Below are 12633 nucleotides of genomic sequence, written 5' to 3' on the forward strand. Positions count from 1 at the left end.
GCGGTTTTTGGGTGTGGGAGGCCGGACCGGCGCCGTGAAGTACGACGCCGGCCGGGCGGCTTATGGTGTTGTCCCGCCGTGCTGCGGGGTGCTGTTGCCGGGCGGGTTGCTTTACTTGCGCCCGGAAAGCTGCAGGACCTGCTTGAACAGGCCGGAGTGGTCCAGCCCGCCGTCGCCCTGGTTGACCGTGGCGGCGACGAGCTGGGCGACGGCCGCGCCGAGCGGCACGGCGACGTTGGCCTCGCGGGCCGCGGCGGTGACGATGCCCAGGTCCTTGTGGTGCAGGGCCAGCCGGAAGCCCGGGTCGAAGTTGCGGTCCAGCATCTTCTGCCCCTTCTGGTCCAGCACCTTGGAACCGGCGAGGCCCCCGCCAAGGACCTTGAGGGCGGCGTCGGTATCCACGCCGTAGGCCTCGAGGAAGGCGATGGCCTCGCCGAGAGCCTGGATGTTCACGGCGACAATCAACTGGTTGGCTGCCTTGACGGTCTGGCCGGAGCCGGACGGGCCGACGTGGACGATGGTCTTGCCGACGGCGTTGAGGACGTCCTGCGCGGCCTTGAAGTCGGCCGCGGCGCCGCCGACCATGATGGAGAGCACGCCGTCGATTGCTCCCTGCTCGCCGCCGGAGACCGGCGCGTCGAGGGGGCGGATGCCGGCGGCACGGGCATCATCGGCGAGGCGGGAGGCGACGTCCGGGCGGATGCTGCTGGCATCGATCCACAAGGCCCCCTTCTTCGCGTTGGCGAAGACGCCGTCGTTGCCTGAAACCACAGCCTCGACGTCCGGCGAATCCGGCACCATGGTGACGACGACGTCGGCCTCCTTGACGGCTTCCGCGACGCTCGCTGCGCCCCGGCCGCCCTCGCTGACCAGCTTGTCGATCTTGTCCTGGCTCCGGTTGAAGCCGGCGACGGTGTGGCCGGCCTTGACCAGGTTGATGGCCATCGGCAGGCCCATGATTCCGAGTCCGATTACTGCGACGTTCGCCATGATAGGAGTCCTTTTGGTGGGAGTTTCAGTGTCTTAGCGGATCAGCCAAGCGAAGGCTTCGGTCCGCGGAGCCTTGTACTCGAGGCCGATTGGCCCGTCATAGCCGAGGCTGCGGCTCCTGGAGATCCACTCGCCCAGGGGAAGGGTGCCGGTGCCGGGAGCCCCGCGGCCGGGATTGTCGGCGATCTGGATGTGGCCGAAGTCCGCGGCGTGCTGGTCGATGACGACGTCAACGTTGTCCCCGTTGACGGCCAGGTGGTAGAAGTCGGCGAGCAGCTTGATGTTCTGCGGGCCTTCGGCGTGGACCTTGCCGATCACGTCCAGCGCGTCCTGTGCGGTCTTCAGCGGGTAGCGCTCGGCGCCGGACACCGGCTCCAGCAGGACGGTGCCGCCGATTCGGGCGACGCCCTCCGCCGCGGCGGCCAGGTTCTCCAGCGCCAGCTCGTCCTGCTCCTCCGGGGAGTGCTCCGCCATCCGGTTGCCGTAGAGCGCGTTGAAGGCCGTGCAGCCCAGTCGCTCCCCGATGCCGGCCACCACGTCGATGTTGTCCTTGAACTCGGAGCAGCGGCCCTTCCAGGACACCAGTCCCCGGTCTCCGGCCGGCATGTCGCCGGCGTTGAAGTTCAGGCCGGTCAGCCGGACCCCGGCATCGGAGACGGCACGCTCGAAGGCTTCCACGTCCCTGTCCGCGGGCACGGACTCGCCGAACGGCCACCAGAACTCGACGGCGTCAAAGCCTGCGGCGGCCGCCGCAGCCGGCCGCTCCAGGAGGGGCAGCTCGGTCAGGAGGATGGAGCAGTTCACGGTGTAGGACATGCCGGGCCTTCCTTGCATATATTTCGCATTGCGAGAATGTGATCTTGCTTTATGAAAGCGTACCTACCCCAGCCGCAGGGGTCAACAGTTTTTCGCAATACGGAATTAACTTTTCATTGAGATCCGAAAGGGACACTTGGCCACGATTGGAAAACGAGGTGCCGCGGACTCTGGCCAGCCCGCTGGAGACGATCTAATCTTCTCTGTATCGACTCCAGCTCGGCGAAGGAGGGGGTGCGGGGATCCTGTGGCGGACGGGGGTGCGCCCTAAGCTCCCGACGCCGCCGTACGGCCGGGTGGGCAAGATGCGCAGGCGGTCGTGGCAATCCGCACGACAGCATGATGAGCCTTTTTGCAAAGCCCGAACCTGTCCCCCTCTCTGTGCTGATGACCTCGGCACGTCCCGACCGGAGCCGCTCCAGACGGCGCAGCGTGTCGCGGCGCCTGAACTCCTGGATCGTGTGGGTCGCCACCGCCGCCCTCGGGGCCGGGCTGATCGTGGCGCCTGCATCCGTGGCGCTCTCGGTGGTGGGCAGCACCGCGCTGGACGCGTGGGACGGCCTGCCGACCGGCCTGCCGCTGAACGTCCCGCTGGCCCAGCAGACGGTGATGCTCGACAAGAACGGCAAGGAGTTCGCCCGCCTCTACAACGTGAACCGGATCGACGTGGAGCTGAACCAGGTGTCCCCGGCGTTCCGGGAGACCCTGCTGTCCACCGAGGACGCGCGGTTCTACGATCACGGCGGCGTGGATCCTTACGGCATCACCCGCGCGCTGATCCACAACCTGTCCAGCAGCGACGTCCAAGGCGCCTCCACCATTACCCAGCAGCTGGTCCAGAACATTCTGGTCAACAACGCCCGGGACGAGGTCGAGCTCTCCGTGGCCGCCGGGGACACCTACAACGCCAAGATCCGCGAAGCCAAGTACGCCGTCGCCCTCGAAAAGCAGATGTCCAAGGACGAGATCCTTACGCGGTACATGAACGCCGTCTACTTCGGCAACGGTGCCTACGGGATCGAGGCCGCGGCGCGCGTCTATTTCAGCACCACCGCGGCGAAGCTGAACCACCTCCAGTCAGCGCTGCTGGTGGGCATGCTGAAGGCCCCGGTGAACTTCGATCCGTTCACGCAGCCCGACGCCGCCACCGAGCGCAGGAACACGGTGCTCAGCATCCTCGAGCAGCGGAAGGTCCTGACGCCCGAGAAAGCCCTGGCCGCCCGCGAGTCGGGGCTGGGCGTGAAGCGCGGTTCCGTGCCCTCCAGCTGCGGCGGCTCGAAGTACCCGTTCTACTGTGAGGTCGTCCGGGAGGAGCTGCTGACCAATCCCGCATTCGGGAAGACCGCCGAGGCCCGCGAGCAGCGCTTCAACCAGGGCGGCATGACGCTGACCACCGGGCTGGATCCGAAGGCGGCAGACGCCGCCCAGGCCGCGGTTGAGAAGGCGCTCGGCAACCGCAACCGCGTCGCCCTGGGAACCGCCGTCGTCGTACCAGGAAAGGGCCACATTGCCGCCATCGCCGAGAACCGCGAGTGGGGCAAGGGCGGCGGCAAGACGCAGGTGGTCTACGCCGAGAATGCCTTCCAGGTGGGCTCGGCCATGAAGCCGATTGTGCTGGCCACCGCGCTGAGCCAGGGCATTCCGCCGTCCCTGCGGCTGAGGGCGGACGGCCCGTACCGGACGGCAGCCCTGGACAACCCGCGCGGCGGCTACATCAACTACAACAACCGGGACTACGGCGTGATCAACGCCTACCAGGCGATCAGGAGCTCGGTGAACATCTACTTCGTCCGGCTCATCGAGCGCGTCGGCGTCGTCAACACCGCCAAGATGGCGGAGAAGCTCGGGATCAGCACCATTCCGGCCGACGAGCTGACCGGGCGCGAGGCATCCCTGGCCCTAGGCGCCTACGAGGTCCCGCCGCTGGAGATGGCCAGCGCGTACGCCGCCTTCATGAGCGGCGGCGTGGTCTGCAAACCGGTGGCGATCATCAAGGCGCAGCGCACCGACACCAAGAAGAACCTTCCCGTGCCGGATCCCGACTGCCACAAGGCGATCGACAAGGACGTGGCAGACACGGTCGCCCATGCCCTGAAGGAACCGTTCAAGCCGACCGGCACGCTGGGTCAGCTGAAGGGGCTCAAGGGCCGGGAGGCCGGCGCCAAGACCGGCACCACCAACAGCTTTGCCGCCAACTGGATCGTCGGCGGCACCCCGCAGCTCCTGGGCGCCGTCTGGCTGGGGGACCCGCGCGGCGGCGCGCAGCATCCGCTCAAGCGGGTCGAGGCCTACGGCAAGACGTTCAAGGACCTGACGGGCTCAGAGGTGGCCGGCCCGGTCTGGAAGGACACCATGGAGGGCGCACTCAAGGGGGTCAAGGCCGTCCGGCTGCCGGACGCCCCGTAGGCCGGCGGGTGCCGGCCGGCGCCTGGCCGCGGGCACAGCTCCGCCCCCGGGACTCTCAGACCAGGGGCGGAGGAACTGGGGCGGTGCGGCCGCGTCAGAGGACGATCTGGCGGTTGACGTCCTTGTAGAGCAGGTAGCGGAAGTTGGACGGGCCTCCGGCGTAGCACGCCTGGGGGCAGAAGGCGCGCAGGGACATGTAGTCGCCGGCCTGGACCTCGACCCAGTCGCCGTTGAGCCGGTAGACCGCCTTGCCCTCGAGCACGTACAGGCCGTGTTCCATCACGTGGGTCTCCGCGAAGGGAATGGACGCGCCGGGTTCGAAGGTGACGACATTGATGTGCATGTCGTAGGCCAGGTCGTCGACGGGCAGCATCCGGGTGGTGCGCCACTTGCCGTCGGTGTCCGGCATAGGGTTCGCTTCGAGGTCCTGCTCGTTGCCGAACACGGCCTTCGCAGTGTAGCCCTCCAGCGGCTGGTATGCCTTGCGGATCCAGTGGAACCGGGCGGGAGCACCGCCGTCGTTCTTGACCTGCCACTGCGCGCCGGCCGGCGCGTACGCAAAGCCGCCCGGCGCCAGGACGCGGTTCTCCCCCTCGATGGTGACGCTGAGTTCGCCGCCGACCACGAAGAGGAAGCCCTCGACCGTCGCCTGCGCCTCGGGCTGGTCCGAGCCGCCGCCCGGGGCGACCTCCATCAGGTACTGGGCGAACGTCGTCGCGCCGCCGGCAACCGGACGGTTCAGGATCCAGACGCGGGTGTCAGCCCAGTCCGGCAGCACGCTGGTGACGATGTCTCGCTGGACGCCGCGCGGGATGACCGTGTAGGCCTCGGTGACGATGGCGCGGTCGGTGAGCAGGTCGGTCTGCGGCGGCAGGCCGGCCGGGTTGGTGTAGTAATGCTGCGGGTTCATCGTTGGTCCTCGGTGGTGGTGTGGGAGTGGGCGAGCGCGGCGAGCTGTGCCGGGGAGACGTCGGCGAGCCGGATGAATTCGGCCTCTTCGACGGCGCCGCAGACCAGGCCGCGGTGGATGAAGCGGGCCAGCGCGCGGGCGGTGGCGGGCTCGTCCATGATGGCGCTCGGGATCCGGTGGACATAGTTCTTCAGCCGGGTCGCCGCTGCCTCGAAACCGTCGCGGTAGAAGGCGTAAGTGGCGAGGAACCGGGTGGGCAGCTGCGCGGCGTGCAGGTCCCAGCCCTGGTAGATCCCGCGTTCCAGGTGCCGGCGGACCAGGCGGGCGTGGAGGGCCCACGCGACGGCGACGTTCTCGGCGTCGCCGAGCGGCAGGATGTTCGTGGAGCCGTCCGAGAGGTGCACGCCGGTGCCGGCCACGGCGACCTGCATGACCGACTTCGCGTAGTCCGCGGCCGGGTGCTCCATCGACTGGTAGGCCGCCGCGATGCCGAGCGAGGCGCTGTAGTCGTACGTGCCGTAGTGCAGCGAGGAAACCCGGCCGGCGCCGGCGTGGATCAACTGCGCCACCGGAACGGTGCCGTCCGCGGCCAGGATCAGCTGCGGGGTCTCCATCTGCACCTCGAAGCGCAGGCGGCCCGCGGCGAGCCCGTGGACGTGCTCGAGTTCCTCGCAGACGATGACCATGGCGCGGACTTGGGCCACCGTGCTGACCTTGGGCAGGGTCAGCACCAGGCCGTCCGGCAGGACGCCGCCGGCGTGCTCCAACAGCGAACCGAGGAACAGGTCCAGGGTCCGCAGCCCGCGGGCCCGGGTGGGCGCCTCGAAGCACTTGAAGCGGATGCCGATGAAGGGCGGCGCCGTCCCGGCGGCGACGGCCTCGGCGACCAGACGGCCGGCGGATTCCGCGGCGGCATCCTCCTCCGCGTCCGGGCGGTGGCCGTAGCCGTCCTCGAAATCCAGCCTCAGGTCTTCGATCGGCTCGCTCTCCAGCTTCCGGCGTACCAGTTCGGCCAGCTGCGCGGGTTCGCGCAGGCCGAGGGATGCCGCGAGCTGCTCCAGCCCGCCGTGCTCCTTCACCGCGGCCAGCGCCTCCGCCCCCCAACGCGAGGCCAGGTCCGGGGTGAAAGAGTCGGCCGGCACGTAGACGGTGTGGACCGGCTGGCGCTCGGCCCGCTCGCCCGGGTAGGCGGCGGCCAGCAGCTCATCGGTGGCAGCCAGTTCGGATTCGATGCGGGCGGAGGTCTCCGCCGGAATCGAGAATTCCGCCATCACGGCACCAGCTTGTAGGCCGGAAGGGTCAGGAAGTCGACGAACTCGCCCTCGCCGATGGTCAGGTCCGCGATGAGCTCGCTGGCCGGCAGATAGAACTTCGCGAAGCGCTCCTCGTCGCCGACCTCGCCGCGCAGGCGCTCGGTTTCCTCGTCCAGCAGGCGCCGCACGAGCTCGCGCGTGACCGTCTGGCCGCTGTCCGCCAGTTTGACCTGGTTGTGTAGCTGCTGCCATACCTGGGTCCGGGAGATCTCGGCCGTAGCGGCATCCTCCATGAGGTTGTGGATGGCCACAGCGCCGTTGCCGGAGAGCCAGACCGCGGTATAGGCGACGGCGACGTACAGGTTCAGCCGGAGGCCGGCCTCGGTCACCTCGCCCTGGGCCGAGGAGACGTCGAGCAGCTGCTCTGGCGTTACCTGGACTTCCTCGCGGAGCCGGTCCACCTGGTTCGGCTTGTCCCCGAGCACGGAGTCGAACACTTCGCGGCAGGTATCCACCAGGTCCGGGTGTGCCACCCAGGACCCGTCGAAGCCGTCGTTCGCCTCGCGCGTCTTGTCGGCGCGGACCTTCTCGAAAGCGGCGGCGGTGACTTCCGGCTCGCGCCGGTTGGGGATGACGGCGGCCATGCCGCCCATCGCGAAGGCACCGCGCCGGTGGCAGGTCTTGACCAGCAGCTCGGTGTAGGCGCGCATGAACGGCGCGGTCATCGCCACGGACGCCCGATCCGGCATCACGAACGAGTCCCCGGCCTCCCGGAAGTACTTGATGATGCTGAACAGGTAGTCCCAGCGGCCGGCGTTCAGGCCGGAAGCGTGGTCGCGCAGTTCGTAGAGGATTTCCTCCATCTGGAATGCCGCCGGAATGGTCTCGATCAGCACCGTGGCCCGCACCGAGCCCTGCGGCAGCCCGAGCTCATCCTGCGCGAACACGAACACGTCGTTCCAGAGGCGGGCCTCCAGATAGGACTCCATCTTCGGCAGGTAGTAGAAGGGGCCATCGCCGCGCTCCAGCAGGTACTTGCCGTTGTGGAAGAAGTGGAGGCCGAAGTCCACCAGCGCACCCACCCCGGGTTCGCCGTCGACCAGGACATGCTTCTCCGGCAGGTGCCAGCCGCGCGGACGCACCACTACGGTGGCCAGCGGCGCATCCGTGCGCAGCGCGTACTCCTTGCCCTCGGGCGAGGTGTAGGACAGCTGGCCGCGGGCCGCGTCGGTCAGGTTGACGAGCGCGTCGATCACGTTGTCCCAGGACGGTGAGCTGGCATCCTCCAGGTCGGCCAGCCACACCTTGGCGCCTGAGTTCAGCGCGTTGATCGCCATTTTGATCGGGGAGGCAGGACCGGTCATTTCCACCCGGCGGTCGCGAAGCTTCTCCGGAGCCGGAACCACCTTCCAGTCGCCCTCGCGGATCTCCCGCGTTTCGTCCAAAAAGTGGAGGCCGCCCGTTTCGGCGGCGCGGCGCCGGGCGGTTACCCGCTCGGCCAGCAGTCCGTCCCGGGTACCGGCGAACTTGCGGTGGAGCTTCTCCACGAAGTCCAGTGCCTCCGGAGTCAGGATCCGGTCGGCGCCGGGAACCGGCGAGCTGTGGGTCACGGTGAGAGTCATGGTGTTCGCCTCCGTTTAGCGGTTGGGTGCGGCATTGGCGACGGCGGACGCAACGTCCGCTGCCACGTGCGGGTCGAAAACACTGGGAATGATGAAGCTGGGGTTGAGTTCCTCGTCCGAAACGCGCCGGGCGATGGCCATGGCTGCTGCTACCAGCATGGCATCGTTGATCTCGGATGTCCCGGCATCGAGCAGTCCGCGGAAGAAGCCCGGGAAGGCCAGCACGTTGTTGATCTGATTCGGGAAATCGCTGCGCCCGGTGGCAACCACCGTGGCGTACTTCGCGGCGATGGCGGGGTCGACTTCCGGATCCGGGTTGGCCATGGCGAAGATGATGGAATCCGGCGCCATCGTGGCCACCTGTGCCTCTCCCAGCACGTTCGGGCCGCTGACGCCGATGAACACGTCCGCTCCGGCCACGGCATCGTGCAGGCTGCCGGCGAAGTTCTCCGGATTCGTGTTCTCGGCGAGCCAAGCCCGGTGCGGATCCGCGTAGGACTCGTCCCGGTTGATGGCGCCGTTACGGCCGCAGGCCACGATATTCAGCGCGCCCTGTGCCTTGAGCAGCTGGATGATCGCGTTGCCGGCGGCGCCGACGCCAGCGACGACGATCTTCACGTCCTCGATCTTCTTGTTGACGACCTTCAAGGCATTCTGCAGCGCCGCCAGGGTGACGATCGCGGTGCCGTGCTGGTCGTCGTGGAAGACCGGGATGTCCAGTTCCTCGCGCAGCCTCCGCTCGATTTCGAAGCAGCGCGGCGCGGCGATGTCCTCGAGGTTCACGCCGCCGTACACCGGCGCCAGTGCCTTGACGATGCTGATGATCTGCTCGGTGTCCTGCGTGTCGAGGCAGACCGGCCAGGCGTCCACGCCGGCAAACTGCTTGAACAGTGCCGCCTTCCCCTCCATTACCGGGAGCGCCGCGGCCGGACCGATATTGCCCAGCCCCAGCACCGCGGAGCCGTCGGTGACTACGGCCACCGTGTTGCGCTTGACCGTCAGCCGGCGGGCATCCGCCGGATTCGCGGCAATCGCTTGGCAGACGCGTGCGACGCCGGGGGTATAAGCGCGGGACAGATCGTCACGGTTGCGCAGGGGAACCTTGGGGACGACTTCGAGCTTGCCGCCCAGATGCATCAGGAAAGTGCGGTCGCTGAGCTTGCGTACCGCGACCCCGTCCACGGCGTCCAGTGCGGCCCGGACACGCTCGCCGTGCTCGGCGTCGGTGGTGTCGCAGCTGACGTCGACTACCAGCCGGTCGTGGTGCGATTCGGTCACGTCCAGGGCGGTCACCGACGCGCCGGCACCGGCAACGGCCGCTGCCAGCTCGCTGGTTGCGGTGAAGTTTGCGGGCGTTTCCACACGCAAGGTGATCGAGTACCCGGGGCTGGGAGTCGCCATTGGTTCTCCTTCGGTCGGGGGCAGCGCCGGTCCTCCTGCTTCGGCCGCACCGGCCGGCGAGGATGGTATCGGGGCCCATCTTTTTTCCGTATTATGGATATTATTCTTTGCTCAATGGAAATACAAGACTTCTGATGCCGTGGATTCCGAAGAGCGGAACTTTTCTTCGTTCCAGCGATATTCTGGAAGGGACGAACAGCGCCGTTCCGGCGCGCCGCGGGAAACCGCGCAACATCGAGGAGCACATCATGCCCGCAAAGCCCGCCGGCGGCGTCCAGTCCGTGGAGCGCGCCTTCGACCTGCTGGAACTCATCGCAAGGGCGGGCGGCGAAGTTGCCTTGACCGAGCTCGCCGCTGAAACCCCTCTTCCGCTGCCCACCATCCACCGCCTGCTGCGGACCTTGGTCGGGATCGGCTATGTCCGGCAGCTGCCCAACCGCCGCTACGCCCTGGGCCCGCGCCTGATCCGGCTCGGTGAAGTGGCGAACCGCCAGCTCGGGGCCCTGGCCATGCCGCTGCTCAAGGACCTGGTCGCCAACCTGGGCGAAACGGCCAACATGGCAGTGCTCGACGGCGACATGGTCACCTACCTCGCGCAGGTCCCGTCGCCGCATGCCATGCGCATGTTTACCGAGGTTGGCCGGCAGGCCAACCTCCACGACAGCGGGGTCGGCAAGGCGATCCTGTCCGTGATGGACGACGAACGCGTCACCCGCCTGGTCAAGCAGGCGGGAATGCCGACGCCGACGCCCAAGTCCATCTCCACCCTGGAAGATCTGTTCGCCGACCTCACCCGCATCCGCAAGGACGGCTATGCCGTCGACGACGAAGAGCAGGAAACCGGGGTGCGCTGCTTCGCGATGGCGGTCCCCGGCGCCCCCACGCCGATGGCGCTGTCCATCTCCGGCCCGGTTTCCCGCGTGGATGACGACTTCCGCGACCGCGCCGTGCCGGAGCTGCGGAAAGCCACGGACGCCATTGCCGCAGCACTGACCCTCACGGGGGACTGAGCCCTCCGGCGCAGCCCTAATTCCCGCAAGCCGGAAATTCCCTTCCGAAAAAGGTGGCGGGCGTCACATTCTGCTGCTAACGTTCTTCTTGCCAATGGCGGGCTCCGCTTCCGGAGCTATCTACCGGGCGCTACTAACCTAATCAGCCATCGTTGAAGCTGAGGTCATGCCGCCCGCGCCTTGAGCGTTCCTGGTCCGTGGCCAGCTTCCCCGATCACAGGAAGTCGCCGACCATGAAACCTTCCCTCGCCAGCACTGAGTGCACGCAATATCTGGCCATGGCAATCAACCTTGCCTCCGCCAATGTCCGCAACTCCGGCGGACCGTTCGGCGCCGTCGTCGTTTCCGCCGACGGCCGGATCTTCGAAGGCACCAATCGGGTCACTGCCACCAATGACCCCACCGCCCATGCCGAAGTTACCGCAATCCGCACCGCCGCGGCAGCGCTCGGCACGTTCGACCTGTCCGGCGCCGTGCTCTACACCAGCTGCGAGCCCTGCCCCATGTGCTTGGCTTCCTCGCTCTGGGCCAGGATCAGCCGCGTTGTCTACGCAGCAGACCGCCATGACGCCGCACGCTCCGGCTTCGATGACGCAGTGTTCTACAACTACTTCGACGCTGCGGGAGACCGGCAGCTGATGCCGGTGGTCCGGGACGGCCACCGGGACACCGACTACCTGCAGCCGTTCCAGCTCTGGGACCGGCTGGACACCAGGATCGACTACTGAGGCGGCAGCCATGGCTATCTCGATCCTTCCCAAGGGCGGCCCGCGTCTTTCCAGCGGCCTGCTGGACCGGTACTTCCAGATCACCGAGCGCGGCTCAAGCGTCGGCCGCGAGTTCCGCGGCGGCCTGGTCACCTTCTTCACGATGGCTTACATCGTCATCCTCAATCCGCTCATCCTCGGTGGTTTCGGCCCGGGCTCGGCCCCGGTCGACGTCGCCGGCAACTGGCTACCCGCCGCGCAGGTAGGAGCGGTTACCGGGCTGACCGCCGGCGTGATGACCATCCTCTTCGGACTGGTCGCCAACCTGCCGTTCGGCCTCGCCGCGGGCCTGGGCATCAACTCCTTCCTCGCCGTTTCCGTGATCCAGGACGTCACCTGGCCCGAGGCAATGGGGCTGGTGGTGATCAACGGCATCCTGATCGTCGTGTTCGGCATGACCGGCGCGCGGACCGCGATCTTCCGGGCCATACCGCAGGACTTGAAGGCCGCCATCACGGTGGGCATCGGCCTGTTCATCACGTTCATCGGCTTCGTGGACTCCGGCTTCGTCCGGCGCACCGAGGGCGGCCCGCCGGTCCAGCTGGGCAACGACGGCTCCATCACGTCGCTGCCGACGCTCGTTTTTGTCGCGGGCTTGCTGGTCATGGGCGCCCTGATCGCCCGGAAGGTCCAGGGCGGGCTGCTCATCGGCATCGTCGCCACCACGGTACTGGCAGCAGTACTGGAGGCAGTCCTGAAGCTCGGTCCGGCATCGGACAGCAATCCCGGCGGCTGGCACCTGAACACCCCGGTGCTCGAGGGACACATCGTCTCGGTTCCTGACCTCAGCCTGGTCGGCCAGTTCGACCTGTTCGGCTCCTTCGGCCGGATCGGCGCGCTGGCGGCGACCATGTTGGTGTTCACCCTCGTCTTCACCAACTTCTTCGACGCCATGGGCACCATGACCGGGCTGGCCAAGAGCGCCGGAGTCGCGCACGCAGACGGAACCTTTCCGCGACTGAAGTCCGCCTTCATCATCGAGGGCTTCGGGGCGGTGGCCGGCGGTGCCTCTTCCGGATCCTCCAACACGGTCTACGTGGACTCGGCCGCCGGCATCGGCGAGGGCGCCCGCACGGGCCTGGCTTCGGTGGTCACCGGCACATTGTTCCTCGGGGCCATGTTCCTCACGCCGCTGACCTCGGTGGTGCCTATCGAAGTGGCCGCCGCGGCGCTCGTCGTCGTCGGTACCCTCATGGCTGCGCAGATCCGCGAAATCGACTTCAGCCGGTTCTCCATCGGCATGCCGGCCTTCCTGACCATGATCACCATGCCGCTGACCTACTCGATCGCCAACGGGATCGGCGTCGGCTTCATCGTCTGGGTGCTCGTGCACTCCGCGACCGGCAAGGCCCGCAGTATCCACCCGCTGATGTGGCTGGTCGCCGCAGGCTTCCTGGTGTATTTCGCCCGGGGACCGATCAGCCTCCTGCTCGGCGGCTAGCACGTCCCGGTAGCGCC

General features: G+C 67.7%; 10 protein-coding genes. 4 read left to right on the forward strand and 6 right to left on the reverse strand.

The window, feature by feature from the left end; all coding sequences use genetic code 11:
* Positions 1–111 precede the first annotated feature (111 nt).
* Together OC550_RS16035 and OC550_RS16040 are read right to left on the reverse strand one after the other, a co-directional pair.
* Positions 112–990, reverse strand: coding sequence for a 2-hydroxy-3-oxopropionate reductase (locus tag OC550_RS16035; RefSeq protein WP_262106913.1), 879 nt, complete (start codon positions 988–990; stop codon positions 112–114).
* Positions 991–1023: 33 nt separating this feature from the next.
* Positions 1024–1806 (reverse strand): hydroxypyruvate isomerase family protein, encoded by a 783-nt coding sequence (locus OC550_RS16040; RefSeq protein ID WP_262106914.1) that lies wholly within the window; start codon positions 1804–1806, stop codon positions 1024–1026.
* Between the two features lie 432 nt (positions 1807–2238).
* On the opposite strand from OC550_RS16040, the gene OC550_RS16045 reads away from it, so the two are divergent.
* Positions 2239–4212 (forward strand): transglycosylase domain-containing protein, encoded by a 1974-nt coding sequence (locus tag OC550_RS16045; protein ID WP_262106915.1) that lies wholly within the window; start codon positions 2239–2241, stop codon positions 4210–4212.
* A gap of 94 nt (positions 4213–4306) precedes the next feature.
* Here OC550_RS16045 and OC550_RS16050 read toward each other — a convergent pair whose 3' ends face one another.
* From OC550_RS16050 to OC550_RS16065, 4 genes are read right to left on the reverse strand one after another with little or no spacing between them, the layout of a single operon-like run.
* Positions 4307–5122, reverse strand: a complete 816-nt coding sequence (locus OC550_RS16050) for a bifunctional allantoicase/(S)-ureidoglycine aminohydrolase (protein ID WP_262106916.1) — start codon at positions 5120–5122, stop codon at positions 4307–4309.
* Complete coding sequence (locus OC550_RS16055; RefSeq protein WP_262107187.1) at positions 5119–6393, reverse strand: HpcH/HpaI aldolase/citrate lyase family protein; 1275 nt, start codon at positions 6391–6393, stop codon at positions 5119–5121. The genes OC550_RS16050 and OC550_RS16055 overlap by 4 nt, the downstream gene beginning before the upstream one ends.
* Positions 6393–7997: a malate synthase A gene (gene aceB / locus OC550_RS16060; RefSeq protein ID WP_262106917.1), complete on the reverse strand. Its 1605-nt coding sequence runs from the start codon at positions 7995–7997 to the stop codon at positions 6393–6395. The genes OC550_RS16055 and aceB overlap by 1 nt, the downstream gene beginning before the upstream one ends.
* Before the next feature lie 15 nt (positions 7998–8012).
* Positions 8013–9398: an NAD-dependent malic enzyme gene (locus OC550_RS16065; protein WP_262106918.1), complete on the reverse strand. Its 1386-nt coding sequence runs from the start codon at positions 9396–9398 to the stop codon at positions 8013–8015.
* 248 nt (positions 9399–9646) lie between these two features.
* Here OC550_RS16065 and OC550_RS16070 point away from each other — a divergent pair, with 248 nt between their 5' ends.
* The 3 genes from OC550_RS16070 (at position 9647) to OC550_RS16080 (ending at position 12616) form a co-directional block, all read left to right on the forward strand.
* The gene (locus OC550_RS16070) at positions 9647–10408 is read left to right on the forward strand and encodes an IclR family transcriptional regulator (protein ID WP_262106919.1); all 762 of its coding nucleotides are present in this window, start codon (positions 9647–9649) and stop codon (positions 10406–10408) included.
* A gap of 233 nt (positions 10409–10641) precedes the next feature.
* On the forward strand, positions 10642–11136 hold the full coding sequence (locus OC550_RS16075) for a nucleoside deaminase (protein ID WP_262106920.1): 495 nt from the start codon (positions 10642–10644) through the stop codon (positions 11134–11136).
* Between the two features lie 10 nt (positions 11137–11146).
* Positions 11147–12616: an NCS2 family permease gene (locus tag OC550_RS16080; protein WP_262106921.1), complete on the forward strand. Its 1470-nt coding sequence runs from the start codon at positions 11147–11149 to the stop codon at positions 12614–12616.
* The last annotated feature ends 17 nt before the right edge of the window (positions 12617–12633 follow it).

The sequence above is a fragment of the Arthrobacter sp. Marseille-P9274 genome (genome assembly GCF_946892675.1).
Taxonomy (GTDB): domain Bacteria; phylum Actinomycetota; class Actinomycetes; order Actinomycetales; family Micrococcaceae; genus Crystallibacter.